At 55.5% G+C, this 24,155-nt stretch carries 25 protein-coding genes and 4 pseudogenes; 14 read left to right on the forward strand and 15 right to left on the reverse strand.

Annotated features, from left to right (window positions below):
* Positions 1-39 precede the first annotated feature (39 nt).
* The gene (locus tag TSA66_RS00660) at positions 40-1,104 is read left to right on the forward strand and encodes a lysylphosphatidylglycerol synthase transmembrane domain-containing protein (protein WP_040040454.1); all 1,065 of its coding nucleotides are present in this window, start codon (positions 40-42) and stop codon (positions 1,102-1,104) included.
* Positions 1,105-1,141: 37 nt separating this feature from the next.
* Here the strand turns inward: TSA66_RS00660 and TSA66_RS00665 are convergent, their stop codons facing one another.
* The 4 genes and pseudogenes from TSA66_RS00665 to TSA66_RS26640 form a co-directional block, all read right to left on the reverse strand.
* The gene (locus TSA66_RS00665) at positions 1,142-2,041 is read right to left on the reverse strand and encodes a GGDEF domain-containing protein (protein ID WP_040038565.1); all 900 of its coding nucleotides are present in this window, start codon (positions 2,039-2,041) and stop codon (positions 1,142-1,144) included.
* Positions 2,038-2,675: pseudogene (locus TSA66_RS27510) on the reverse strand (ABC transporter permease); the annotation flags it as partial. The gene TSA66_RS00665 and the pseudogene TSA66_RS27510, both read right to left, overlap by 4 nt.
* A pseudogene (locus TSA66_RS27515) lies at positions 2,669-2,788 on the reverse strand (ATP-binding cassette domain-containing protein); the annotation flags it as partial. The pseudogenes TSA66_RS27515 and TSA66_RS27510, both read right to left, overlap by 7 nt.
* Positions 2,789-2,907: 119 nt before the next feature.
* Positions 2,908-3,354, reverse strand: coding sequence for a hypothetical protein (locus tag TSA66_RS26640; RefSeq protein ID WP_198358654.1), 447 nt, complete (start codon positions 3,352-3,354; stop codon positions 2,908-2,910).
* A 204-nt stretch (positions 3,355-3,558) separates the two neighbouring features.
* Between TSA66_RS26640 and TSA66_RS25950 the strand changes: the two genes are divergently transcribed.
* Complete coding sequence (locus tag TSA66_RS25950) at positions 3,559-3,909, forward strand: TCP-1/cpn60 chaperonin family protein (protein ID WP_040040453.1); 351 nt, start codon at positions 3,559-3,561, stop codon at positions 3,907-3,909.
* Positions 3,910-4,006: 97 nt separating this feature from the next.
* On the opposite strand, the gene TSA66_RS00695 is transcribed toward TSA66_RS25950, so the two are convergent.
* Both TSA66_RS00695 and TSA66_RS00700 read right to left on the reverse strand, forming a co-directional pair.
* Positions 4,007-4,846 carry a universal stress protein gene (locus TSA66_RS00695; RefSeq protein ID WP_040038570.1) on the reverse strand — a complete coding sequence of 280 codons (840 nt, stop codon included), beginning with the start codon at positions 4,844-4,846 and terminating at the stop codon, positions 4,007-4,009.
* An 84-nt stretch (positions 4,847-4,930) separates the two neighbouring features.
* Entirely contained in the window at positions 4,931-5,626 is a 696-nt protein-coding gene (locus TSA66_RS00700) for a hypothetical protein (protein ID WP_052451973.1), read from the reverse strand.
* 287 nt (positions 5,627-5,913) lie between these two features.
* Between TSA66_RS00700 and TSA66_RS00705 the strand changes: the two genes are divergently transcribed.
* Both TSA66_RS00705 and TSA66_RS00710 read left to right on the forward strand, forming a co-directional pair.
* Positions 5,914-6,141, forward strand: coding sequence for a hypothetical protein (locus TSA66_RS00705; RefSeq protein ID WP_040038571.1), 228 nt, complete (start codon positions 5,914-5,916; stop codon positions 6,139-6,141).
* Positions 6,142-6,489: a hypothetical protein gene (locus TSA66_RS00710; protein ID WP_040038572.1), complete on the forward strand. Its 348-nt coding sequence runs from the start codon at positions 6,142-6,144 to the stop codon at positions 6,487-6,489.
* 105 nt (positions 6,490-6,594) lie between these two features.
* Here TSA66_RS00710 and TSA66_RS00715 read toward each other — a convergent pair.
* Positions 6,595-7,733 (reverse strand): IS3 family transposase gene (locus TSA66_RS00715; RefSeq protein WP_408639464.1). Its coding sequence is split into 2 segments (ribosomal slippage): positions 6,595-7,475 and positions 7,475-7,733, totalling 1,140 coding nucleotides; the frame shifts between segments, so codons are not numbered across the junction.
* A 259-nt stretch (positions 7,734-7,992) separates the two neighbouring features.
* On the opposite strand from TSA66_RS00715, the gene TSA66_RS00725 reads away from it, so the two are divergent.
* A complete protein-coding gene (locus tag TSA66_RS00725) occupies positions 7,993-8,469 on the forward strand; it encodes a NuoB/complex I 20 kDa subunit family protein (protein ID WP_040038601.1) in 477 nt (158 codons plus the stop codon).
* Between the two features lie 338 nt (positions 8,470-8,807).
* Positions 8,808-9,209 (forward strand): GYD domain-containing protein, encoded by a 402-nt coding sequence (locus TSA66_RS00730; RefSeq protein WP_040038575.1) that lies wholly within the window; start codon positions 8,808-8,810, stop codon positions 9,207-9,209.
* Here the strand turns inward: TSA66_RS00730 and TSA66_RS26645 are convergent.
* From TSA66_RS26645 to TSA66_RS00740, 3 genes are all read right to left on the reverse strand, one after another.
* Positions 9,203-9,466 carry a hypothetical protein gene (locus TSA66_RS26645; RefSeq protein ID WP_157691539.1) on the reverse strand — a complete coding sequence of 88 codons (264 nt, stop codon included), beginning with the start codon at positions 9,464-9,466 and terminating at the stop codon, positions 9,203-9,205. The genes TSA66_RS00730 and TSA66_RS26645 overlap by 7 nt on opposite strands.
* Positions 9,467-9,862: 396 nt before the next feature.
* Positions 9,863-11,146 (reverse strand): c-type cytochrome, encoded by a 1,284-nt coding sequence (locus tag TSA66_RS00735; RefSeq protein ID WP_084199153.1) that lies wholly within the window; start codon positions 11,144-11,146, stop codon positions 9,863-9,865.
* Between the two features lie 14 nt (positions 11,147-11,160).
* The gene (locus TSA66_RS00740; protein WP_332309919.1) at positions 11,161-11,670 is read right to left on the reverse strand and encodes a c-type cytochrome; all 510 of its coding nucleotides are present in this window, start codon (positions 11,668-11,670) and stop codon (positions 11,161-11,163) included.
* Between the two features lie 670 nt (positions 11,671-12,340).
* Here TSA66_RS00740 and TSA66_RS00745 point away from each other — a divergent pair.
* The 6 genes from TSA66_RS00745 to TSA66_RS00770 all read left to right on the forward strand — a co-directional run bounded on the left by TSA66_RS00745 (position 12,341) and on the right by TSA66_RS00770 (position 17,315).
* A complete protein-coding gene (locus tag TSA66_RS00745; protein WP_040038577.1) occupies positions 12,341-14,002 on the forward strand; it encodes a nitrite/sulfite reductase in 1,662 nt (553 codons plus the stop codon).
* 19 nt (positions 14,003-14,021) lie between these two features.
* Positions 14,022-14,537 (forward strand): DUF934 domain-containing protein, encoded by a 516-nt coding sequence (locus tag TSA66_RS00750; protein ID WP_040038578.1) that lies wholly within the window; start codon positions 14,022-14,024, stop codon positions 14,535-14,537.
* Between the two features lie 80 nt (positions 14,538-14,617).
* On the forward strand, positions 14,618-16,015 hold the full coding sequence (ccoG, locus tag TSA66_RS00755; protein ID WP_040038579.1) for a cytochrome c oxidase accessory protein CcoG: 1,398 nt from the start codon (positions 14,618-14,620) through the stop codon (positions 16,013-16,015).
* A 46-nt stretch (positions 16,016-16,061) separates the two neighbouring features.
* Complete coding sequence (locus tag TSA66_RS00760) at positions 16,062-16,709, forward strand: cytochrome c oxidase subunit 3 family protein (protein ID WP_198358648.1); 648 nt, start codon at positions 16,062-16,064, stop codon at positions 16,707-16,709.
* Between the two features lie 3 nt (positions 16,710-16,712).
* Positions 16,713-16,982, forward strand: a complete 270-nt coding sequence (locus TSA66_RS00765) for a hypothetical protein (RefSeq protein ID WP_040038580.1) — start codon at positions 16,713-16,715, stop codon at positions 16,980-16,982.
* Between the two features lie 141 nt (positions 16,983-17,123).
* On the forward strand, positions 17,124-17,315 hold the full coding sequence (locus TSA66_RS00770) for a DUF2970 domain-containing protein (RefSeq protein ID WP_040038581.1): 192 nt from the start codon (positions 17,124-17,126) through the stop codon (positions 17,313-17,315).
* 267 nt (positions 17,316-17,582) lie between these two features.
* On the opposite strand, the gene TSA66_RS00775 is transcribed toward TSA66_RS00770, so the two are convergent.
* From TSA66_RS00775 to TSA66_RS00790, 4 genes and pseudogenes are all read right to left on the reverse strand, one after another.
* On the reverse strand, positions 17,583-18,299 hold the full coding sequence (locus TSA66_RS00775; protein WP_040038582.1) for an LrgB family protein: 717 nt from the start codon (positions 18,297-18,299) through the stop codon (positions 17,583-17,585).
* Positions 18,296-18,628: a CidA/LrgA family protein gene (locus TSA66_RS00780; protein ID WP_040038583.1), complete on the reverse strand. Its 333-nt coding sequence runs from the start codon at positions 18,626-18,628 to the stop codon at positions 18,296-18,298. The genes TSA66_RS00775 and TSA66_RS00780 overlap by 4 nt, the downstream gene beginning before the upstream one ends.
* Entirely contained in the window at positions 18,625-19,704 is a 1,080-nt protein-coding gene (gene hisC / locus TSA66_RS00785) for a histidinol-phosphate transaminase (protein ID WP_040038584.1), read from the reverse strand. Before hisC ends, TSA66_RS00780 begins: the two co-directional genes overlap by 4 nt.
* A 138-nt stretch (positions 19,705-19,842) precedes the next feature.
* Positions 19,843-19,977: pseudogene (locus TSA66_RS00790) on the reverse strand (cytochrome ubiquinol oxidase subunit I); the annotation flags it as partial.
* Positions 19,978-20,261: 284 nt separating this feature from the next.
* Here TSA66_RS00790 and TSA66_RS00795 point away from each other — a divergent pair.
* Positions 20,262-21,692 carry an aminotransferase-like domain-containing protein gene (locus tag TSA66_RS00795; RefSeq protein WP_040038586.1) on the forward strand — a complete coding sequence of 477 codons (1,431 nt, stop codon included), beginning with the start codon at positions 20,262-20,264 and terminating at the stop codon, positions 21,690-21,692.
* Positions 21,693-22,055: 363 nt separating this feature from the next.
* Complete coding sequence (locus tag TSA66_RS00800) at positions 22,056-23,717, forward strand: sensor domain-containing protein (protein WP_052451974.1); 1,662 nt, start codon at positions 22,056-22,058, stop codon at positions 23,715-23,717.
* Positions 23,718-23,827: 110 nt separating this feature from the next.
* Here the strand turns inward: TSA66_RS00800 and TSA66_RS26650 are convergent.
* A pseudogene (locus tag TSA66_RS26650) lies at positions 23,828-23,978 on the reverse strand (IS5/IS1182 family transposase); the annotation flags it as partial.
* Between the last annotated feature and the right edge of the window lie 177 nt (positions 23,979-24,155).

Raw genomic sequence — 24,155 nt, forward strand, 5'->3', positions numbered from 1 at the left:
GTCATCAAAAAAAAGCAAGCATGTGAGGATATCCCAACGATGAGTGAGGAAAATGCAAAAGGTACCACTTCGATAACTTTGCATGTGAACGGCAATGGCGCAGAAGTTGGACCGGGCACCGGCCTTGGAACCGGCGAGCACCGGTCAGCATTGCGTGCTGCTCGCTGGTTTTCCTGGATTTTCGGTTTCGCAATGCTTGCGGCGGTCATCATCGCCGCGCTCCACTTCTCGGAAGAACAGGAGTTCTTGCGCCTCGCAGAGAGGGCGCAGCCATGGTGGCTGGCCGTCGCGATCGTTCTGCAAGTCGGAACCTATCTGGCGCAGGGCGAGACTTGGCGCGTGGTCACGCGGGCGGCCGGAATTGTGCTGCCGTTGTGGGTGGCCTTCAAACTCAGCCTCGCCCAGCTGTTCATCAGCCAGGCTCTTCCATCTGGCGGCGTCAGCGGGACGGTGGTCGTCGCCCGGGCGCTCGAGCTACGCGGAGTTCCGCGTAGCGTTGTCATGGCTTCGGTGCTCGTCGATGGCGTCTCATACTATGCCGCCTATGTCCTGACCCTTGTTCTCGCGCTTCTCATCTCGATGGTGGAGGGCCGAGTGAACCCGCTCATTCTCGCGGTCGCCCTATGCCTGGTCGTCTTCAGCGTCGCGCTGACCACAGCCGCCCTTGCCCTTGCGGGACGACGGCGCACGACGCCTGCTTGGCTCGGGCGCGTTCCGCTGCTGGCGAACATGCTTTCGCTACTCGGCGAGGCCGACCCGACGCTTGTCCGTAGCTTCCCGCTCATTCTCAAGAGCGTATTGTTTCACCTCGCCATTGTGCTGCTTGACACAGGCACAGTATGGGTTCTCATTCGCTCGCTTGGCGAGGTGGCGTCACCTACCGGCGTATATACGAGCTTCATCGCTTCCTCGTTGCTTCGGACCATCAGTATCGTGCCTGGCGGGCTGGGTGTATTTGAAGCGACCTCGGTCGTGGCGTTGCAGCACGCGGGAGTGTCGATCCCGGCGTCGCTCGCGGCGACCTTGTTGTTCCGAGGGGTGAGCTTCTGGCTGCCAATGGTGCCAGGCCTGTTCTTCTCCCGCGACATAAAGAAGGCGACATGACATAGTGGAACGTACTTGCATTTTGAAACGGTCGAATTCATTGTGGCTTCGTCGCGCTGTGCGCAGTCATGGCTTCATATTCTTCGACAAGGACGTTGTTTTTTCCATGACGCTTGACTTCATACATCAATAGGTCTGCCGCCTTGATTGCGCTATGGGGATCGGGGATGAAAGAACGGAACGTCACGCATCCGATACTGCAAGTCACCGCCACCCGCTCCATTTGAAAGGCCCGATGAAGCGCAACGCGGAGTTTTTCAATGAGAATCACGGCCTGATGCCGATCGACTCCGTGAAGGAGCAGCGCGAATTCGTCGCCGCCAAGCCGGGCCGCAACATCGCTATGGCGAACAGACTTTCCCAATAGGCTTGCAGTGAGCCGAAGAACCCTGTCTCCCTCGTCGTGGCCGTACTTGTCGTTTATTTTCTTGAAGTCATCAAGATCGATATACACCAAACCGAATCCTATCTGCTGGCGTGCCATCAGGTTGACGCTGAACTCCAGGCGCTCAAAAAAGCCAAGGCGGTTAAAAACTCCGGTGACGGCATCAACGCGCGCGAGCGCGGCTTCATTTCGCAAGTGAACTACAAGCACGTCGAGCAAGTACACGATGACCAGCAAGGTGCAGACATGCATGAACAGATTCCAAAAGAACAGACCTTGGCGATTTACGAAATAATGTGCGTTGACTTGTTCCATCATCAACGGAGTGCTTGACAGGATGGCGAGGAAGATCCCGCAATGTTTTCCTGCATACCACGTGCCGATACCGACTGGCACGATATAAAGAATGAAGAGGGAAATATCGACTCCAAACAGGTAGTCTGGAATGCCGATCGCAATAACGCTGGCGAGCGCCAATAGAAAAGTTGTGCTGAACGACGCATCTTGAAGCCAGCGATCAGCATTGGACAGTGCGGACTTGAGACTCATCATGCGTGGAAATTGATTTTGTGCGACGACCAAAGCAGATTGGCTGCGTACTCCCACCCGCTGAAAATATCGAACGGCGCGATCTTGAGCACCTTGCGAATGCCGATGTAACTGGAGCTGGTCGCGATCAGCATCACCATGCCAAATGCTTTCCCGAAGTTGTAGAACGTGATCAACGATGCATAATCCGGTAGCCGGAGCTTCGCCACGCCAATCAAGCGCGTGCATCAACCCACTTCGATGCCCTAACCCGTCAATGCCTTAATCGTTGCCGGGAACCGGATCATGTAGACCAGTTCCCGGCCCTTCGCGTCGATGGCTTTCAACGCGCCGAACTTCTCCAGGTTCTCCAGAGTGAAAGTGTAAAAAGCCTGTCCCGACATCGACGGTCCGGCAATGACGCTGATGATCGTCATCAGAAAAATATTGGTGCCGATGGCGGTCTGGCACTTGTAGAAATTGCTGATGCGTTGAATGAACTCGCCCTTGGTCAACGCGAAGTAGGCAAGGCGCGCCACTTCTTTCTGTATCGCTGGTGCGTCGGCCGGGTCTTTCAGCTCGGCCAGGATGTAGGAAATCGTAATCGAGTTGACGGAAAGTACCGGAGCGCCCGGCAATAGCTAGCGTAGAGCGTGGGCACATATCGGTTTCCTCCACCATGACACTGCCTTCATTCGGGAACAAGATTCCCGAGAGGATGCGCAAGAACGTCGTCTTGCCGCTGCCGGAGGGGCCGACGATAGAGAGCATTTCACCAAAGCAGGTGACGATGCTGGCGCGGTTGAAGGCGACCGTCCTGGCTTCACCTTTGCCAAAGTACTTCACGATCGTGTTTGCCCGAATCGCCAGCGCTGGCTTCACCACCGTGTTCACGGCGGAGTCGCTGGCACGGCGCGCCAATTGACGCGGCACTGTGGCACGTAGGGGTAGTAGCCGGGAGGATCGGCACAGTAGTACCAGTATTGCGGCATCGCCGACGGGTCGCTCGGCGGGGCGATCGACGCCATGGGCGGCGGTTGATAGGGATTCGGATAGGGGTAGATTGGTGCCGGATAAAAGTACCAGGTCGCGCCGACGATCCACCACCAACCTGATTGGTCACCATGTCGTCCATGGAGCCAGCGGCCGCCGCGCCAAAGCGCCAGGTCATGTTCATGAAAGCGCCGGATATCGCCGCTCCAGTGCCGTGGGGTATGACTGCGTCCGGGTGCTGCACGACCCCGTTCGGCACGCTCGACATCGTGCTCTTCATGTTCCAAACGTCCATGGCGCTCCTGTGCCACGCCGGGAACTCCCAACAGCATTAAGAGCATCATTGGAAAAACTGGAGGCATGATTCTGAAGTTTTTTTTCATGTAAGAATCCCCATGCCACCTTGGCGCAATCAAGACAACGTATCTCATTCAGAAGTGGGCATGTGCCTGCAATTCAGCATAGTCATGCATGCCGTACGGGGCTTGAGATCGCTCATTCCCGAGGAGTCTTAACATTTTCAAGAGCAAGTATTTCTTCGCGCACGTATGCGGACATGCGACGCGCGCGCAGTCGAGGAGGGCATCGGTGCCGCTGGCGGAGTGGCCTCGCTTCGTGCTCGCAGCGCTCTTGAAAATCTTCAGCTCCATAACCTGGCGCAAGATTCCGGGGTAAAGATCGTTCACCGTGCGCTGGAAGAGCCGTTGCGCCAAATTGTTTTCAATGCTGGTGGCGACCCTGACGCGGTGATCGAGGCAGTAACCGACGGCACCGGTGATTTCGGGTACAACGCGGCGGATGACAGGTACAGGAATCTGATGAAAATGGGAATCATCGATCCCACCAAAGTCACGCGCCTCGCGCTGGCCAACGCGGCCGCGATCGCAAGCCGGTGCTGACCACGGATTGCATCGTCATGGAAGCACCATCGCAGGCAAGGGCATCGCCCGAAGCAATGCCAGGGGAAATGGGATTCTGATGCCGCTTTCCTTTTCCTCAATGCGACATGAAAACGGGAATTGTCATCGCGTTCAGCATCGTGCGCGTAACGCCCCCCAGTAGAATTTCGCGAAAGCGTGAATGCCCGTAACACCCCATCACCAGCAAGTCGCTATTCAAATTGGCAGCGAGAGACAGGAGCGCTTCGCCGACATCTGTTTCTGTCCTTTCTTGCATCACGTCCACTCTGATGTTGTGGCGTGCAAGATATAACGCGATATCGGCGCCGGGCTGTTCACCGTGAGCATCGGATGGACGATCCGGGTTGAACACGGCTACTTCCACGATCTTTGCCCGGCGCAACAAAGGAATTGCATTGCGCACGGCTTTGGCGGCCTCGGGGCTGCCATTCCATCCGACCAAAATCCGTTCGCCACAACTCGTTGTCGTAGCCGCATAAGGAACTACGAGGACAGGGCAACCGCTCGTCATCGCGACGTATTCCGGCAGATTGGCATAGACCGATGGCGCCGCTCCCTCTGGATCGTATTGCCCCAGAACGGCCAAGTCACAGTATCCCGCCTGAAGAGCCAGGCCGCCGGCGGCTTCGTCGTCACTCAGGCGTTGCTCATAGGATGCAAGTCCCGCCTGCCGGATGATTTTTTCAAAAGGAACGAGTGACCGCTCGGCGCGTTGGCGCAGGATATCGAGATATGGCTGAAGGCTCTCAGGGGTGACATCGATGGCGACAGCTTCGATCAGAAAGCGGGACACGCCTGTCATGGCGACGCCGATGAGGTGTGCATCTTCCAGCATCGCCAGCCGGGCCGCCAGTTCGACACGGATGTCACAATTCCGGCCATCGTCGACATGTACCAGAATCGTTTTATAGGACATAACACCACTCTTTTCGCAGCGCTGATGCGAGGTTTTTTCAGCTTACGTCATTTCCTTCCAGTCAGAACGAGCAATTCCATCCTCCTAATGCGTGGTATGCCCGTGCTGTGCAGCGCCGCCACGACGTGCGGGAACGGCGGCAGACTCACTGATCCCGCCCCGGATGCCTGTTAATACATCTTGCACCGCCTGGACGGCCATATTGCTGATGTGTGCCGCTTCTTCAATGGCACCTTCGGCAGACTTTTTGCTAATTTCTGCGACGTTTTCCCCAACCTCGGCAGTGGCTTCGATAATTCCGTCCACCGTGCGCTTCGCTACCGCACCAATGTCGGCACCTATGGTCGCTGTCTGCCTGATGATTGTGCGAATAGTTTCTGTAGACGCTTTTGCGACATCACCCCCAACGTCATGCACACCCATCACGATTCCCGTAGCGACGCTTTTGGCACTCATTGTCAGCCCCGTGCCGACTTTTTCGGCAGCCTGGATTGCGCCTGTTACGGTATTCTCCACGACGTTGGTCAGCTGGGCTGTCGCATCTCCGCCAGCGCGCAAAGTATCGGATACGGTCGTCCTGACAAGCTTGGTGATATCTGCTTCAATATCGTTGATGTCGGAGAGCCGTCGTGCGATGCCCTCTTTGACCTTCCCGGCTACTGGAGAAGATGCTTTCGATGCATCGGTGGATGCAGGGGCCGCGTGACGCCTTTGTTTCGTCGCATCCGATCCCGCTTCATGTGAGTGCGCTGTGCGCGACTTCGTCTCACGCTCTGCCATATTGCACCTCCATTCGTTGACTTTGCAACTTATCGTATCGCGCCCATCGCGAGCGCAGCGCCATACGTTGCAATCTTGTGGTGAAAGTTTTTTGCGCGCCTATGCTAATTCGCATCAGTGTTTCCAGGCTACTTCGTCGTGCTATATACCCTGTTGTTGTAGTTGCTGGAATCGCGTTTGGAAATGGATTTGAGCCGAACCACTGATGCACCACAAACGTTTTTACTAGGCGCACTGCACTGTCCAAAATCAATTGGTGCAGAAGCGTTTTACACGCAAAACCCTGTATGCATGAAATCGGGATCATTGATAATCAAAGGCAAACTTTGAATCGAGTGGTAGAGGCCATTTTTCTGGAATTTGGCGCATCGAGAGCAAAGATGCTGACAATGAATAAGACTTCCCCGGCACGCCAAAGCCTCATCGACCTGGGCCGCTCACTGGAGCTTGTTAGCATCGCCATTTGCCCTCCCTGTAGCGACGTGTCGCTGCTTGGTGAAATGGAAGTGGCCTAGATGCAATTGATCAACCCGGTCCTGGTCGGTCCGCCCACGAAAATACATGCCATTGCCAAAGGCTCAGGCATCGATATTTCGTCTTGCCGGCTCGTCACCACGGAGCACAGCCATGAGGCTGCAGCACGGACGATGGCGCTCTGCCGGTCCAGCGAGTGTGAAGCACTCATGGGAGGCAGTCTGCACACCGACGAACTGGTGCATGACGTCGTCAACGCTGCGCCCCGTTTGCGCACTGCCAAGCGCCTCCGCTATGTGTTCCTGATGGAAGTATCCACCTATAACAGAATTGACCAGTTGCGGGTGCTGACGAGAGAGGTGGCCCCGTTTTGTTGGACACGAATTTGACTTCGTTAAGTGGAGCTTTGCGGATGTAGGGTTATCCACGGCGCCGCTCGCCGCCCGATGGGCAGGGCAAGAGCGTGCGGCGCGGTGGGGAACCCGGCCTGCCATCTACGCCGCCTGTTGCCACGCGGGCAGGTTGGCGAAGTAGAACGCATCCGGCGTGCTGCCGTCAAGTGCGCTGTGTGGCCTCCGAGAATTGTAAAAATCCAGATACCGACCGATCCCGCTCTTTGCCGCGCTCACCGTTTCATACGCGTGCAAATACACCTCCTCGTACTTGATCGATTTCCACAGCCGTTCGACGAACACGTTGTCGCGCCAGCAGTCACGGCCGTCCATGCTGATGGCGATGCCGTTGTCCTTGAGCAGTTGCGTAAATTCGAGACTGGTGAACTGGGCGCCCTGGTCGGTGTTGAAGATGTCCGGTACGCCGTAGCGGTGAATCGCCTCCTGCACGGCCTCGATGCAGAAATCCGTCGTCAGCGTGTTCGACAGACGCCATGACAGCACCCGCCGGCTGGCCCAGTCCATCACCGCGAACAGGTACACGAAGCCGCGTTTCATCGGAATGTAGGTGATGTCGGCAGCGAACACCTGGTTGGGACGATTGATCTCCAGATTGCGCAGCAGGTACGGATAGACCGGATGTGCCGGATGGCGGCGGCTGGTATTGGGCTTCTTGTACAGCGCCTCGATGCCTATCTTCTTCATCAGCGTCGCTACGTGCTTGCGGCCGATCTGATGACCCTCCCGACGGAGCATGTCGCGCAGCATGCGGCTGCCGGCGAATGGATGCTGCGTGTGCAGCTCGTCGATCCGCCGCATCAATTCCAGGTCCGCTTCACTGGCTTGCTGCGGCCGGTAGTACGCCGTCGAGCGTGCCAGGGACAGGATCTGGCATTGCCGGGACACCGGCAGTTCATGGGTTCGGTCGATCATTTCTTTGCGCTCACCAATCCCGCTTTGGTGAGCGCGCCGCTTAAAAAATCGATTTCCAATGCCTGCTGCCCGATCTTGGCGTGCAACTCCTTCAGGTCCGGCACGCTCTCTTTCTCGCTGACCGCAGCGCCACCGTCAAATACGTCGGCAGCCCGCTCCAGCAACTGCCGCTTCCATTCGGTGACCTGGTTGGGATGGACTTCGTACTGCTGCGCTACCTCGGTCAATGTCTTGTCGCCGCGTAGCGCTGCCAACGCCACCTTTGCTTTGAAACTCCCTGAGTGGTTGCGCCTTGTTCTTTTGGTCATGCTTTTGCTCCTGTAATCGGCCTTGCGGCCCAGATTGTGAAGCAAAGCTGCCACTTATCCTACTGTCCGAAATTCCGGGGCCACCTCTGAGCACCGAAAAATACGTAGCCCGCCGTTCGCTCATCTCATCATGGCGGGCGCTCGAAACGAATGACTAAATTGCGGTTCATCGGGTGCCATGCATTTTCTGCCGAGTTGCATTGTCAAATAAATGCGGGATGTCGGCCATGCGGGAAATGTTCCGAATCAGGAGCGCATCATGTTAATCGAAGGCGTGTTAAACGAAGGGTTCGTTACAACGGAAGTGGACAAGCTTGTCAACTGGGTCCGTACCGGCTCGATGTGGCCAATGGCGTTTGGCTTGGCCTGCTGCGCAGTGGAAATGATGCATGCTGGTGCGTCGCGTTACGATATGGACCGATTCGGTATCATGTTTCGCGCGTCTCCACGGCAGTCCGATCTGATGATTGTCGCCGGTACTTTATGCAACAAAATGGCACCGGCTCTACGTAAGGTGTACGATCAGATGGCTGAGCCACGCTGGGTGGTATCAATGGGGTCGTGCGCGAATGGAGGTGGCTATTATCACTATTCATATTCCGTTGTGCGTGGTTGTGATCGCATCATCCCAGTCGACATTTATGTGCCGGGCTGCCCGCCGACTGCAGAGCAGCTGATTTACGGCCTCATCCAGTTACACAGCAAGATCAAGCGCACCAACACGATCGCACGTTAACCATTTTTTTACCCCTATTCAGCAGCTGTACTAGTCTGTGCGAAGGACAACGAGTTTGACGGACGTCATGCAGAGATCCGTTCAGTCGTATCGGATACCCGACAATTTGAAGGCCGGTGACGATCGTGGGCGCCACTTCGGCAAACCCGCTACTACTGCGCCTCCGGCTCGATGGCGCTTGTGCCAGCGATCAGGAAAGCAGTGTTGACCATGGCGGGCGAGCTGGCCTTCGCGCGTCAACAAACGCTGTAGCGTTTGACGCGCGCTGACGAATTGACCGATTGGCGTTGTCAGACTGGTGTCCCAGGAAGGTGCGCAAAACCTGGAAGGAGATTCAAATGCCAAAATATCTCATTCAAGCCAACTATCTCACCGACGGCGTAAAGGGCCTGCTCAAAGAGGGGGGGACGGGGCGACGTGATGCTGTTGATGAATTATTCAAATCGATGGGCGGAACCGTTGAAGCATTTTATTTTGCCTTTGGCAACGAGGACGTTTTCATCATTGCCGATCTCCCTGACAATGCTACTGCCGCGGCACTTGCTATCAGAGTCAATGCCGCTGGAGTAACCCAGTGCAAAACGACTGTGCTGCTTACCCCTCAGGAAATTGACGAGGCTGTGACGAAGACCGGCACTTATCGACCTCCCGGGTATGAAATTGACCAAGCCGAAGTGGCCAAGTGGGATAGCGAGGGCGGACATCTTGCTCGAGATTCGACTGGTAAAAGAAATCAATGAATAAAAATATGCCCGTCATAAATTTGATGACTCATTGAACGCGGATGCGGCATTCGCCTTGGCCGAAATCGACAGGCCACGCCATGGGATGGTTGTGCATTCCAATAGAACGGCCTCAATCGAAAGCCGATTATCGACGACGCCACGACCGGTTTCGATTTTCCTTCTTGGAGAAAGGCATCCCGATGTGCTGCCATGGCGCGTCGCACATCATGAGTTCCAGCTGTGGCATATCTATCTTCCAAAACGATGATCATGAGTCGCCTCCGTTTTCTTATTTGGAAAGCGAGGACCTTTCTGTGTTCACAGCTTTCCCCAGAAAAAAGCATAGGGCTGGCTTTTCTGTGAAGTGAGAACAGCACAATCAGTGGGGCGGCACTTTCAACATTATGAGCATAATGTCTAGTACCGCTGCCAGATAGTCCGATAGACGGAGTAGGGGCGTATTACGATGTTTTCCGAACGCAGGACGATCGGAATTATTGCGGACACTAACATTGCCTGCGCCCCCCCCGGGAGCGCCAAGCGTCCGCCTTACGGCATAAACTCGACAAGCAAAGAAAAGTCCAGCTCGGCCACAAGCAGTCTCTCAACATCCAAATTTCTACCCGAAAGCGGACCGTTAATAACCGGATGTGGCAAAGCGAAGGTGATTATTCTATGGGAGCCCCGCGAAACCGGCCGACGTCGATCGGCGACACCATGTTTCCCTTATTCCCCCAACTCGTACGAATGTAAGACACAACTGCCGCCACTTCACTATCGTTTAACTCGACCGCAAATGGGGGCATACCATATGGTCGCGGATTTCCCTTTGTGGTTGGGGGATACCCACCGTTCAATACAATGCGAATCGGATTAATGGGAGAGCGCGCGGCCAGCGATCGCGTTCCGACCAGCGGGGGATACCCCGGAGGTGCTCCTTTTCCGTCCGACTTGTGACATTCTGCGCAATATTTCTCATAGAGCTTTGCGCCTTGTTTTAATACTGCCTCTTCTTGCTTCGATACTTCGCCCAACTCTGATTGCGCGATAGTGTCGACATGAGGAATGGACTTCAAATAGATGGCCATTGCGTTGATATCGCTGGCCGAAAGATGCTGCAGGCTGCCGCTAATGACTTCAGCCATCGGCCCAAACACCGCTCCCTTGGAGGACACGCCAGTCTTTAATAAGTCGGCAAGGTCTTTCGTCTGCCAATCACGACGAGCGGCCCCGGCGTCCAATGCAAGCGAAGACGCATACCAGTTCAGAGTGGGAATCATTCCCCCGGTGAGGGCCGCCGTGTCCGCCGATCCGCCAAGGAAGTTTCTACTCGTATGGCAGGCACTGCAATGTCCAAGTCCTTGGACCAGGTAGGCGCCGCGGTTCCATTCGGGGCTCTGGTTCCCTTGCTCCTGATAGGCGCCGGGACTGAAATAGAGCATCCGCCAGAATGCCAGCAAGATGCGCTGGCTAAATGGAAACTGCAGCTCATGCTGCCGGTTTTCCTGTGCCACGGGTGTAAGCGTCCTGAGGTACGCAAAGATGGCGTCGGAATCCGCTCGCGTTACCTTTGTGTAGCTGGTATACGGAAAGGCTGGATACAGGAAGCTGCCATCTTTCGATTTGCCGTTATGGATCGCCCGCCAAAAGTCGTTTGATGTCCATGTTCCGATTCCAGTCTTTTTGTCCGGCGTAATATTCGACGAATAAATATTGCCGAATGGCGTAGAAATCGCTCTTCCTCCTGCGTACTCCTGCCCGCCTCGTGTCGTATGGCAGGCCATGCAGTTCCCGGCGCGCGCCAAATACGCACCCCGCGCAATCTGACCGTTCGAGTCGGCCGCCAACGTGCTGACCTGGTCGCTGCCCGGCTCGCGGACCAACTCGAGGCCGATCACGCAGGCAGGCACAAAAATACCCATGGCAAGAACAATGAGGAAAAGGCGTTTCATGAGGTGACGCTTGGTCATTGCGGCACACTGCCGCAAGCGATAGGCAGCTTGATGGATGACGCTGGGGAAGGCGTCATGTCATTCGGAATCGGCTGCGAAGCGAGCCAACTCGACACGGCACTGATGTCTTCCGGGCTGAGCTGCCTGCTGATTTTTGCCATGCAGTCGGGCGCGGCGGCACGGCGGGTGCCTGTCTTCCACGCGCCGAACTGGGAGTTCAGGTAATCGCGCGGCAGACCCAACAGGCTGGGAATCGCCGGGAGCGTGCCACTCAGTTTTTGTCCATGGCAAGCCACGCATGCAGGAATATTCCTTGACCGATCTCCGGACATGACCAAGGTACGTCCGCGCTCCAGGGCAGTGGACGCCGCATTGGAGAGCTGGGGCGGCGGATAGGGCGGGTGCAGGCTGGCGAAATATTCGGCTAGCTCCTGCAGGAAGGCATTCGACATATGCCCGACCATATAGGTCATTTGCGGGTTCTGCCGGCGTCCGTCGCGGAAATTGACTAGCTGGTTATACAAGTACCCAGCTGGTTTTCCCGCTATGCGGGGAAAGAAGCCATCATTCGTGGCCCGTCCTTCTTTACCATGGCAGGCGGCACAAGCAATGGCGCGCTGTGCGATCGTGTCGGGAATTTGCGACTGCTGCGCCTGGACACTTTGCGCGCCCGATGCAAGGACGCCTGCGAAGCACGCGCAAATCAAATTTATGCGGCCTGTGGCGAGACGGCGGGGCCGCTCTCGGTCGTGTGAACTCCTTGAAGTTCTCTTCATAACGTCAAAATTGGGTTAATGCGCTCAATACATTGGAGCTCACCATTAGTAACAAGACAACGCTTTTGGTATCAGCCGACATTTTGCTGTTCGAACGCCCTCCAAAACAGTGTCAGTAGCGCCTTCTTTTTGCATATCAGACGGCCTTCTGATCTGGCACGAACCAAATGTTGGCGGACTGCGCTCTCCACATCACCTCTCCAGGCTTTTGCTCTCTGGATGTTGGTTACGGCCACGGCATCAACTGCCTCGCTGACACATCGATCTGATACGGTGTTTTTTCAGGGTTCTGAATCTGTTTTGGACATCGTTAAAGACAGACAATCAGATGCAACGGACAAGAACAACGAAATGTCTTGATTTCCTGAACGCCACCTGGCGCCGCGATTCAGGCATTGGTTGAAACAGGGGTAGGTAGATGTATCAATACGATGAGTACGACGCGATTCTTGTGAACGAGCGCGTGGCAGAGTTTCGCGACCAGGTTGCCCGCAGAATTTCGGGAGCTTTGTCGGAGGAAGAGTTTCTGCCGCTGCGATTGCAGAACGGGTTGTACATGCAAAAACATGCGTACATGCTGCGCGTGGCCATTCCTTACGGCGTGCTGTCTTCTACTCAGCTCAGAATGCTGGCGCATATCGCGCGCAAGTATGACCGCGGCTACGGCCATTTCACCACGCGCCAAAACATTCAATACAACTGGATCAAGCTGGAGGAAGCGCCCGACATTCTTGCCGAACTCGCGACTGTCCAGATGCATGCGATTCAGACGTCCGGCAACTGCGTACGCAACATCACGACAGAGCAGTTTGCTGGTGTCGCAAAGGATGAACTGATTGACCCGCGTCCTCTCGCCGAGATATTGCGCCAATGGTCGACGCTGAATCCGGAATTCGCTTTTTTGCCACGCAAGTTCAAGATTGCGCTTTCTTCTTCGATGGAGGACCGCGCCGCCGTGCGCATGCATGATGTCGGTATCTATCTGTACAAGAACGAGGCCGGGCAAAAGATGCTACGCGTATTTGCCGGCGGCGGCTTGGGTCGCACGCCGATTCTCAGTTCGCAGATCCGGGATAACCTGCCATGGGAACACCTTCTCTCCTATGTGGAGGCCATTCTGCGGGTGTATAACCGGTATGGCCGCAGGGACAACAAATACAAGGCCCGGATCAAGATTCTGGTCAAGGCGCTTGGCGTCGAAACGTTTTCCGCCGAGGTGGAAGAGGAGTGGCGCCATCTTAAGGATGGTCCGTCTACCTTGACCGAACAGGAGTACGAGCGCGTCGCCCAATTTTTCCAGTACAAGCGATATGAACCGCTCGACGACGAGGACGTTGCATTCGCACAGTATCTGTCGGAAAACAGGCGCTTCGCCCAATGGGTGAAAAGGAATGTGCGCGAGCATAAGGTGGCCGGATACGCATGCGTGACGCTGTCGACCAAGCCGGGCGTTGCAACGCCACCAGGCGACGTGACGGCCGGTCAAATGGAACAGATCGCGGCATGGGCGGAAGAGTTCGGATTCGGCGAAATCCGGGTCGCGCACGAACAGAATGTCATCCTGCCGGACGTACGCAAGCGCGATCTGTACACGCTCTGGGTGAAGGCAACAGCAAATGGCCTTGGAACGGCCAATCTTGGCCTGCTGACCGATATTATTGCCTGCCCTGGCGGAGACTACTGCTCGCTCGCCAATGCCCGGTCGCTTCCTGTTGCGGCAGCCATTGCGCAGCGCTTCGAGGACCTGGACTTCCTGTGCGAGCTTGGCGATCTGTCCCTCAACATTTCCGGCTGTATTAATGCATGCGGCCATCACCACATAGGAAACATCGGCGTTCTCGGGGTCGATAAGGATGGCGAGGAATGGTACCAAGTCACCATCGGCGGCGCCCAAGGAATGGAATCGGCGCTCGGCAAAGTCATCGGTCCTTCGTTCCGCGCCGAAGAAATGTCGACGGTCATAGAGCGGCTAGTCGAAACGTTTTGTCGGCTACGCGTGCACGATGAGCCTTTCATTGAGACATTGGCCCGTGTCGGCGCCGAGCCGTTCAGGTCCGGTGTTTACCGCGAGGCGGCCTAATCAATTTTTCAGTGCTTTTATGCCGAAGATAATCAAGCTGGTCGGTGGTTCTCCGCACATCGTGGATGACCTTTGGGGAGTGATTCGAGACGTCGAATTGCTCGATGAAATCAACTTATCCAACAAGATCGTGCCGCTGTCGTATTTTCATACTGCTGGCATCCGCGCCGACACGTCGAAGTGTCGCGCGGTCTGGATTTCGCCGGACGACGACTTTGAGCCACTTGCGCCGCATCTGCGCCAGCTCGACCTGATTGCCGTCGATTTTCCCAGCTTCCGTGACGGCCGCGGCTACAGCATTGCTACTCTGCTGCGCTCCCGATACCGGTGGACCGGCGAATTGCGCGCCATTGGCGATGTGTTACGGGATCAGCTCAACTACATGCGGCGCTGCGGGTTCGATTCCTTTGCGGTGCGCGCTGACAAGGACATCCACGATGCGCTCCTGAGTTTCAACCACTACTCGGTCAAATACCAGGGCTCGGTCGACGAGCCGCTTCCGCTGTTCCGGCGCAGAAGCGGGAACCACGGATAAGCGCAGTTCTTTACCCGTTGCCCCTGTCCATATAACCGGCCTTTGAGCCCGTCTCCATCCCGATCAAGCGAATAACGATCATGAGCCAATCCGCCCAGACAGTGTCAGTTGTGAAGATGTATGCGCCACGCGAGCAGATCTATGCGAGAGCGGCGAACGGTGTGTATGCAAACTGGCGCTGGGCCTGCGTCTGGCTGACGCAACTCATCTTCTACGGGTTGCCATGGCTATCATGGAATGGGCGCCAAGCCGTGCTGTTCGATCTCGCGGCGCGCAAGTTTTATCTGTTCGGCATTGTGCTTTGGCCGCAGGATCTCATCTACCTGGCCTTGCTGCTGATTATCGCTGCCTTTTCGCTCTTTCTGTTTACTGCGGTGGCCGGTCGCGTCTGGTGCGGGTTCTCATGCCCACAGACGGTATATACGGAGATATTCATGTGGTTCGAGCGCAAGATCGAGGGGGAGCGCAGTGCCCGCATGCGCCTGGACCGGCAACCGTGGTCAATCGCCAAGTTTTCAAGGAAGGCGTCCAAGCACGCGGCCTGGGGGCTGTTTGCGTTATGGACGGGATTTACCTTGGTTGCCTACTTCACGCCGGCTCGCACGCTCGCGCTCGAGGCTGCCACTTTGGCGCTCGGGCCTTGGCAGTCGTTCTGGATTCTGTTCTATGGCTTCGCGACCTATGGCAACGCCGGTTGGCTGCGCGAACAGGTCTGCCGCTACATGTGCCCGTACGCGCGCTTCCAGAGTTCGATGTTTGATCCGGACACGCTCATTGTCAGCTACGACCAGAAGCGCGGCGAGCCGCGCAACGCACTTGCGAAGGCCACCGCAAAGAACCTGGCCTCGGGTTCGTGCATCGATTGTTCACTGTGCGTCCAAGTCTGTCCGACCGGGATTGATATTCGCAATGGCCTCCAGTCCGACTGCATCGGATGCGCCGCTTGTGTGGACGCCTGCAATTCGGTGATGGACAAGATTGGTGCCGCGCGTGGCTTGATTCGTTTCACGACGGAGAATGCCTTGCGCAACAATCTCGCTCCCAAACAGATTGCACGGCGCGTCCTGCGCCCGCGCGTGCTCATCTACACAGGCATTCTCGTACTAGTCATGAGCGCGTTCTGGGTCTCGCTGCTTACCCGGACGCCCCTGAAAATGGATGTCATTCGCGACCGCGGTGCAATGGGGCGCGAGGTGGAGGAGGGCATGATCGAAAATGCATTCCGTCTCCAGATCATGAGCACCGACGAGCATCCGCACCGCTACAAGATTTCGGTCACTGGAATTGAGGGCATTTCCCTGGTGACGCAGGACGAGGTTCAACTGCAGGGGGCGGAATCGCGCGCGGTCCCGGTGACGGTTCACATTCCCAAGGATAAGGGAAAGGCGGGATCCAACACGGTGACATTCGGCTTGCAAGCGCAGGATGACGTGCAGCTTCAGGTGAAAGAAAAGGCCGTGTTTTTCGTGCCACGATAAGCCCCTCATTATCGATATTCAAGCTGTAACATAAAGGACGTTCAAGATGATGATGGAAGCGACTTACGCTCCCGCGCATGCGGCGGCAGATGCGGAGCACTCCCCGAAGCCTACGTCGGAAGCCATTACGCGGCAGCTGGCGGGGCGCATACCAGGAAACAAGGGGATATGGGTTGGTATTACCTGCGAATTCGTCGAGTTCGCCCTGATGTTTTCGGTGTACTTCATCGCCAGGTATCACTACCCGGAGGCGTTTCGGAAGGGGCCGGAGCTGATCTGGACCACGGCCGGCGCTGTGAACACGCTCATCATGGTGACGAGCAGCTTTTTCGTGGCCTGTTCGCTCGCCTCCGTCAAGAATGCGCAACTTCGCCGCGCCAGGTTCTGGCTGGCGGCAGCCATCGTGACGGCACTGGGTTACCCCGTGGTCAAGCTGCTGGAAGTCGACTGGAACCTGGCGCACGGCATCGATGGCAAGGCCGGGATTTTCTACACGGTCTACTACTACCTGACGTTCAACCATCTGGTGCATGCGTGTTGGGGCATATTGGGCATGTGCTGGGCATTTTTCAGGTTGTCGACCAAGGCTTACTCCGCAGAGCAGCACGACGGCCTGGAAGCGCTGGCATGCTACTGGCACGCAACCGACATTATCTGGTTGGTCCTTTTCCCGTTGTTTTACGTATTGGCTTGAACGATGAATCAAACCACAAAAAAATCGCTGCCGGTGCCGGCCTGGCTGGCACTGCTCGCGCTCACCGGCATCAGCCTGCTATTGGGGCAGAAGGTTGGCCATGCTTCGTGGATGCCTTTCGTCGTCGCCGCCGTTATGTGGCTCAAGGGAACCGTGGTGACCCGCTATTTTCTGGAATCGCGCTCCGCGCATCCGTTCATCGCCTGGCTGCTGCGCGGTTTCGTGGCCATCGCGCCTGTCGCATTGCTGCTCACCACGCTGCTCCAAAAATAGTCGGCGCATCAGCAGTTCTGAAATGAGAATGCACATGAACGCCAGTAAAACCTTCTGACCGATGTACCGGCGTTGTCGCGCATAACGGATAGGTGTCTAACTTCTCCTTGTAGCAGCCAAATACCACACAGGACCTCCGACATGTCAACCAAGCGCTCCTTTTTCTCTACGATAAATGCCGTGGCATGGTCCTTTGTTGGCCTGCGCAGGAGAAAAGATTTTGAGCAGGATGTAGGCAGGTTAAACCCGCTATACGTCGTTCTTGCCGGCTTGATCGGCGGCGCGACATTTATTGCGATTCTTATGGCGGTCGTGCACTTGGTCGTTCATTAACAGCCTGTTTGGGTAGGTCGATAACCATAAAAGCTGGTGTCTTCCTTTCCTGGCATCGGCTTGGCTGCCAGCCTCACTCCGGTTATCGACCTACCCACACAGGCTGTTAGCCACTTGCCAGAGCCGCCTTGATTTGCGCTGATTGATTTTCCGGGAGGCGAATCGCAATATCGGCGACTGGCAAGACAGCCGGCAGTCATGATCGTCCCGTGGTGGATTTGTTGCCGCCGGCGAGCTCCAACCGGCGCGTGCGGCCGATTAAATGACCTATCGCGCCTGAATAAGGAATGGCAGGACAAAGGCGGTGAGCATGCCGGCCAGCCCCATTGCGAGGCCGGCGAATGCCCCCATCTCCTGGCTTATCTGCAGCGCCCTTGATGTTCCTATGCCATGCGCTGCCACACCAAGCGCGAAGCCGCCTGCATCCGCATCAGGAATCTTCATCCCGCGCAGAACGATCTGTGCTACACAGGTGCCAAAGATCCCGGTAAGCATCACCAGTGCGGATGTCAGAGAAGGGGAGCCGCCGATCTTTTCGGTGACACTCATTGCGATAGGCATTGTGACCGATTTTGCTGCCAGGGATAAAACCGTTGGACGGGACGCTCCAAGTAATGCGCCCGTTCCCATCGCAATCGCAACGGAGGCGGCGGAACCGGCCGCGGCAGCGAAGAGAAGCGCAAGCCAGTTGCGCCTGATCGCCTTCACTTGGCGGTATAGCGGAACCGCGAGGGTAACGGTGGCCGGTCCCAGCAGGAAGTGGATGAACCGGACACCGTTGAAATACGTCTGGTATGGCGTTCCGGTGAACTTTAGCACTGCCACGAGGATTGCCACGGATACGACCACAGGATGAAGCAATGGGTTGAATCCAGCCCTAGCGTAAATGGCGAGCGCCTGTTGATACACAAGCAATGTCGCCAGTAGCCATAGCAGTGGTGAGGCCGCTAGAAAATTCAATAAAGAAGTCGGAGAAGTCGTCATTTTCTTAAGCGGCGAACAACGAACGCCGTAATCGCTATCGATGCGACTGTGCTTGTTGTCAACGCAACCGTAATGGGAAGCCATTCATTGGCAATGCGCTCCATATGCAACATGATGCCGACGGCCGCCGGGACAAACAGCAAAGTCATGTAACCAAGGAACCGAGTTGAGAATGTCAGCAGGCTTTTATCTTCCGTGTCTCGGGCCAGCAGATAGAAAAACAGGAACAGCATGCCGATGACGGCTCCTGGTATGGGGAGCGAGAGCTCGTATGCGACTGCCTCTCCCAGGGCCTGGAACATGAGGATCTTTATGACGCTATTCATCATTCGAAGGCGCTCTTCTGTTTGCCCACCATGTCGCTTAACGCATCGACCAATCGCGCACATTCCGTTGCCGTTCCGACAGTTACACGAAGATATTGATTAATGCGAGGCTGCGCAAAATGCCGTACGAAGATAGACATTTCGCGCAGGGGTTTTGCGAGTAGGGGCGCTTCCACAGCCGGGTGGCGCATGAATACGAAGTTCGCGATGGATGGCAGCACTTCAAAGCCCATCGCAGAAAGTTTCTGTACCAACGCGTCCCGAGTCGTCATGATTGCAATGCGGTTCGTTTGAAAATATTTCTCGTCGTTATAGGATGCGATGGCAGCGGCGATCGCAACGCGGTCAAGAGGGTAAGCGTTAAAGGAGTTCTTGACGCAATTTAATGCCTCGATGAGGCCCACATGCCCGACGGCGAATCCGATACGCAGCCCCGCAAGCGACCTGGACTTCGAGAAGGTCCGGATGACCAACAGGTTGGAATAGCGATGAATCAGCGGTATGGCGGATTCGCCGCCGAAATCGATGTAGGCTTCATCAACCACGACGACTGCGTGAGGATGAGCTGCAACCAGGTCTTCAACCGCGACCAAGGGCAGTCCTATCCCTGTCGGCGCATTCGGATTCGGAAAAATGATTCCACCACAATGCTGGTCATAATCCTTCGTATTGATTTCCATGGAGTCCGATAGAGGAATCTCACGCAATCCGATGCCATACAACTTGCAGTAGACGCGATAAAAGCTATACGTCACATCGGGAAACAATAGCGGCGCATCATGTTTTAGCAGCGCGAGGAAGGCCAGGGCGAGCACTTCGTCCGATCCGTTACCGACAAAGATCTCGTCGGGAGATACGCCGTGGTAACGCGCGAGGACTTCCTTTAGGGCGGCCGCGTTCGGATCGGGATAGAGCCGCAGGCTATCCGTGGCGGCTTCTTGAATGGCAGAAAGCGCCAGCGGCGAAGGCCCGAACGGGCTTTCGTTCGTGTTCAGCTTGACGACATGTTCACCTGCCGGCTGCTCGCCCGGGGAGTAGGGTGTCAAATTCCCTACGCCTGGGCTCCAGTATCGATTCATCTTCGTGTTGATTGAGCGTGTTTGAGCGGGCTGTTTGAGGGAAGGACTGTGCTGCGAACAAATTCCCTCATTTACTGGAAATCGGGAGGGCTACGGGTATTGACTTGCCTTTGATCTGGGCGGCGATACCTCTTGCCAGGTGCGCGGCAAGCACGCTTCCAGCTCAGACAGGTAACAGGTGAGGCCGATGGTAATGACAGGAAAAACGATGTGATAGGAAATGGTGAACCCGAATTGAATTCGGGCGAGTTCAAGCGCGGTCGAGCCCAGCATAGTCATTCCCTCAAGTTCTTTACCAATCGGAAAAACGAGATCGGCGCCATTGAGTATGCTCCAAAGTGTTGTTGAATAACAGGATCAGGGACGGCTTTAAAAACCAGATCAGAGCCATCTTGATTATTCAAAAAATTCGTTCCTGTACCTGTACTTTCTAACGAGTGCTATGGTGAAATACAACAGCAGCAACGTGATACGGAGCAGAATGTCTTTGTGTTTGCTTACCGTATCAGATGTCATGCCTCAAGAAAGTTTATTTCAGCGCTTAACCCAAGGTCTTTATGAAACGCTATGAAGCACTTGCCGAGGAAATTGCTCAGTCCATTCGCACCGGGGTGATGAAACTAGGCGATCGTCTCCCTTCAGTTCGGCAGGCAAGCACGAGCCGCGGGGTCAGCCCCTCGACAGTCTTTGAGGCGTATTACCTGTTGGAAGCGCGGGGGCTGATACGCGCACGCGAGCGGTCCGGATATTACGTGACCGCAGGGGCAAAATCGCTTCCGCCCGAACCCGACATTTCTTCCCAGCCAAGCGGGGATTCGACTAACGTTGACGTCAGCCAGCTGGTTTTTGATGTGCTTGAGTCGCTCAAGACACGTGACGTGATTCCGTTTGGCTCTGCCTTTCCGAGCCCGTTGCTGTTCCCGCTGCAGCGGCTCGCACGTTCGATGGCGAGCAGCGTGCAGGAGATGGACCCGTGGAGCACGGTGGATGATCTGACGCCGGGAAATGCGGCATTGCGTCGTCAAATCGCTTTGCGCTACCTCGCTGACGGCCTGCATATCCACACCGATGAAATCGTGATTACCAATGGTGCGCTGGAAGCGCTGAATTTATGTCTTCAGGCGGTCACCCGCCCGGGCGATTGCGTGCTCATTGAATCTCCAACCTTTTATGCAGCACTCCAGGCGCTGGAACGCGTTGGGCTGAAGGCAATCGAGGTGCCGACGCACCCGCGGGAAGGTGTCGACCTTGAAGCGATGGCGCTAGCTTTGGAACGTCACAAACCGAAGGCATGCTGGTTGATGACGAACTTCCAGAATCCGCTGGGTAGCCTGATGTCAGATGAAAAAAAGCAGGCACTGGTTGAGCTGCTGACCTCCCATGATGTGCCGTTAATCGAGGATGACGTCTACGGTGAGCTTTATTTTGGAAGCAAGCGTCCCATTTCCGCAAAAGCGTTCGACACGAAGGGGTTGGTGATGCATTGCGCCTCCTTCTCGAAATGTTTGGCGCCGGGCTACCGGATAGGCTGGGCAGTGCCAGGGCGATTTACCCAGCGCGTGGCTCGCTTAAAGGTCACGACGACGCTGTCCGCCTCGGCGCCGGCACAGGCGGCGCTTGCCGACTACCTGGCCAAAGGTGGATACGACAAGCATTTGCGCCAATTGCGCCACGCGTTATCCGTGCAACAAAGCGCAATGGTGCAAGCCGTTGTGCGTCATTTCCCCAAGGGCACAAAAGCGACTCGCCCAAGCGGTGGGTATTTCTTGTGGATAGAGCTGCCGGGCAAAATCAATACGCTTGAAGTGCACAGGCAAGCGTTCTCACTGGGAATCAGCATCGCGCCGGGACCGATGTTTTCCGCGCACCGCGGATTTGCGAATTGCCTTCGTCTTAACTATGGACATCCGTGGGATGAGCGAACGGAGGCAGCGTTAACCACGCTCGGTCGCTTGATTGCTGCAAATATGGAAGCAAAAAGAGAATGATCTCAATTTGCTATCGCACGCATACCTTGCAGGCAGCATACGCACGTTTCAGAACCTTGCTTAAGCGGTCTATGTATGAGTAGACGCTTTGCCATTCACTACTTTTTAGCTCGGCTGATTGAAGCCTATGCGTATCTAATAAGGAAAGAACATCGATTGCGCCTTCAAGGTTCTCCAAAAGTTTAATCATCCCAGATATAGAGCAGGACGCAGGTCGAGAAAGAACCAGAGGACGCCCGTTGACACTGAGAATTAGCTCTTTAGAAAAAACAGGTGGGACGTGAGGGAAAGTTGCATTTTAGTAGCGAAAGTCGTTCCGTTCGATTATCCTTAAATTTCAAATTGTTATTATCGAAAGCGCCCATGGACGCCCGCACCATCTTCGCAGAGCGTGAGTTTCTGAATCGAGGTGCCAGGGATATCGTCAACGCGATTCCGGCAGCCTTTTTCGTTAAGGATCGTTTAAGCAGGATCATCCTGATGAACCGCGCATGCGAGGAGCAGTGGGGGATCGCGTTTGACGACTTATACGGGACCGATGGCAGCGGATTCTTTCCCCCGGACCAGATGGAACACTTCCTCGAAATGGACCGTCATGTGTGGGCCAGTCGAACTGCGGTCGACTTCGAAGAGAGCTATTGGAACGAGTCCCTCAAGGAAAATCGCGTTGGCAACACCTCGAAAAGGCCTGTTTTCGATGACGATGGAACGCCGCTCTATCTTATCTGCATAACGATTGATGTCACAGTCCAGAAGCATGCCGACGCAAAAGTGCGTGCAAGCGACGCCATGTTGCGAGGCCTCTTTCAATCTGCCCCGGTTGGGATTGTGCTGACGGATTGTGATGGTCGCTTTCTTGAATTCAACCGGGCGTTTGAGCTAATCACCGGGCACACCGCAGACGAGCTCCATGCCCTCGACTACCGGTCGCTCACTCCTCCGGAATATGATGCAGAGGATGAGGTGCAGCTTGAGTCGCTTGAGCGTAGTGGCAGCTACGGTCCGTATAAAAAAGAGTACCTGCGGAAGGACGGCGAGCGGACTCCGGTGAGATTGACCGGCGTACAAATTCCTGGACCTGGCACCCAGCCCTGCGTCTGGTCGCTTGTCGAGGATATTACCAATGCCAGAAAGCTGGACGAATCCATGAAGCTCGCTTCATTGATTTACCTGTCGAGCAATGAAGGCATCATGGTGACCGACGAAGAAAACCGGATTCTTGACGTCAATCCCGCATTCACCCGCATCACTGGATATCAACTGGACGAGATCAAGGGCAAGAACCCGAAGTTGATGCAGTCCGGACTGCACAACAAGGAGTTCTACGTTCAGTTCTGGTATTCGCTTAACAAAAACGGGTGCTGGCAGGGCGAAATGTGGGATCACCACAAGGACGGGCATTTGCTCGGAAAATGGCTGAACGTCAGCATAATCCGTAGCGCCGACGGCCGCGTTTACCGCTATGTTGCACAGTTCTCGAACATTACCGAAAGACGCCAGCAGGATGAATTGATCTGGCATCAGGCCAACTACGATCAATTGACGGACATCCCGAACAGGCGGCTGTTTCTCGACCGCTTGGAACATGAACTAAAGAAGGCAAAGCGCACCGGCTTGCCGCTTGCAATCCTGTTCATCGATCTCGACAACTTCAAGGAAATCAACGACAAGCTTGGCCACGACAAGGGGGACTTGTTGTTAAAAGAGGCAGTTCGGCGAATTCAACGCCTAATTCGCGGAACCGACACGTTCGCACGTTTAGGTGGAGACGAGTTCACCATCATTATCCCGGAATATGGTGGCAAGGAAACAGTTGATCGTATTGCGACAGAAATCGTTCAGGACCTGCGTAGCGCATTCGAACTTGGGGGCGTTCAGGGGAAGGTATCGGCCAGCATTGGTATTACTGTGTATCCGTCCGATTCCGACAATCTCCAATCGCTTGTCAAACATGCGGACGAAGCGATGTATGTTGCAAAGATGCGCGGGCGAGACCGGTTCGTGTATTTCTCCGATACCTTGTAGCGCAGGCACTGAACTTACTGAATGCCCTCGGTGAAGACACATGATTGCCAGGCAAAAGAAATGGACTTATGAAATAAAAATAAAAAGCGAATCCTTTCCATATTTCCAGCCTATTTCGATAGGGCGAACCGCCATGTAATGAGGCCACAAGCGAACTGCAGCATCGCCAGGTATGTGTCTGCACGCTTTTCCCATCGCACCAGCAGTCGGCGAAACCGGTTCAGTCAGCTGTTTGTTCCCTACCACCCAGCGGTGAGCACGGACTGTTGACGTTCACCGGAAGTTGACCCACTTTGGAGTGCCGTGGCCGAATGTATCAGTAAACCGCGTCTACAAGTTGTCGATTGGATGTAAGCGATCCATGACGGACGTCCCTTGTCGGATAGTCTCGCGTGTTGTTAGCGCGATTACAACCGAGTCGTCGGGAGGGAGATTTTC

The sequence above is a fragment of the Noviherbaspirillum autotrophicum genome (assembly GCF_000818395.1).
Taxonomy (GTDB): Bacteria; Pseudomonadota; Gammaproteobacteria; order Burkholderiales; family Burkholderiaceae_D; genus Noviherbaspirillum; species Noviherbaspirillum autotrophicum.

Bases quoted from the DNA above. Each gene is read 5' to 3' on its own strand.
- TSA66_RS00660 (WP_040040454.1), top strand. From the start codon at position 40: ATGAGTGAGGAAAATGCAAAAGGTACCACTTCGATAACTTTGCATGTG.
- TSA66_RS00735 (WP_084199153.1), bottom strand. From the start codon at position 11,146: ATGAAACGCCTTTTCCTCATTGTTCTTGCCATGGGTATTTTTGTGCCT.
- TSA66_RS00710 (WP_040038572.1), top strand. From the start codon at position 6,142: ATGCAATTGATCAACCCGGTCCTGGTCGGTCCGCCCACGAAAATACAT.
- TSA66_RS00770 (WP_040038581.1), top strand. From the start codon at position 17,124: ATGTCAACCAAGCGCTCCTTTTTCTCTACGATAAATGCCGTGGCATGG.
- TSA66_RS00760 (WP_198358648.1), top strand. From the start codon at position 16,062: ATGATGATGGAAGCGACTTACGCTCCCGCGCATGCGGCGGCAGATGCG.
- TSA66_RS00745 (WP_040038577.1), top strand. From the start codon at position 12,341: ATGTATCAATACGATGAGTACGACGCGATTCTTGTGAACGAGCGCGTG.
- TSA66_RS00775 (WP_040038582.1), bottom strand. From the start codon at position 18,299: ATGACGACTTCTCCGACTTCTTTATTGAATTTTCTAGCGGCCTCACCA.
- TSA66_RS00780 (WP_040038583.1), bottom strand. From the start codon at position 18,628: ATGATGAATAGCGTCATAAAGATCCTCATGTTCCAGGCCCTGGGAGAG.
- TSA66_RS00695 (WP_040038570.1), bottom strand. From the start codon at position 4,846: ATGTCCTATAAAACGATTCTGGTACATGTCGACGATGGCCGGAATTGT.
- TSA66_RS25950 (WP_040040453.1), top strand. From the start codon at position 3,559: ATGCGGACATGCGACGCGCGCGCAGTCGAGGAGGGCATCGGTGCCGCT.
- ccoG (WP_040038579.1), top strand. From the start codon at position 14,618: ATGAGCCAATCCGCCCAGACAGTGTCAGTTGTGAAGATGTATGCGCCA.
- TSA66_RS00795 (WP_040038586.1), top strand. From the start codon at position 20,262: ATGAAACGCTATGAAGCACTTGCCGAGGAAATTGCTCAGTCCATTCGC.
- TSA66_RS00700 (WP_052451973.1), bottom strand. From the start codon at position 5,626: ATGGCAGAGCGTGAGACGAAGTCGCGCACAGCGCACTCACATGAAGCG.
- TSA66_RS00750 (WP_040038578.1), top strand. From the start codon at position 14,022: ATGCCGAAGATAATCAAGCTGGTCGGTGGTTCTCCGCACATCGTGGAT.
- hisC (WP_040038584.1), bottom strand. From the start codon at position 19,704: ATGAATCGATACTGGAGCCCAGGCGTAGGGAATTTGACACCCTACTCC.
- TSA66_RS26645 (WP_157691539.1), bottom strand. From the start codon at position 9,466: ATGATCATCGTTTTGGAAGATAGATATGCCACAGCTGGAACTCATGAT.
- TSA66_RS00725 (WP_040038601.1), top strand. From the start codon at position 7,993: ATGTTAATCGAAGGCGTGTTAAACGAAGGGTTCGTTACAACGGAAGTG.
- TSA66_RS00665 (WP_040038565.1), bottom strand. From the start codon at position 2,041: ATGATGAGTCTCAAGTCCGCACTGTCCAATGCTGATCGCTGGCTTCAA.
- TSA66_RS00765 (WP_040038580.1), top strand. From the start codon at position 16,713: ATGAATCAAACCACAAAAAAATCGCTGCCGGTGCCGGCCTGGCTGGCA.
- TSA66_RS00730 (WP_040038575.1), top strand. From the start codon at position 8,808: ATGCCAAAATATCTCATTCAAGCCAACTATCTCACCGACGGCGTAAAG.
- TSA66_RS00705 (WP_040038571.1), top strand. From the start codon at position 5,914: ATGCATGAAATCGGGATCATTGATAATCAAAGGCAAACTTTGAATCGA.
- TSA66_RS00800 (WP_052451974.1), top strand. From the start codon at position 22,056: ATGGACGCCCGCACCATCTTCGCAGAGCGTGAGTTTCTGAATCGAGGT.
- TSA66_RS26640 (WP_198358654.1), bottom strand. From the start codon at position 3,354: ATGATGCTCTTAATGCTGTTGGGAGTTCCCGGCGTGGCACAGGAGCGC.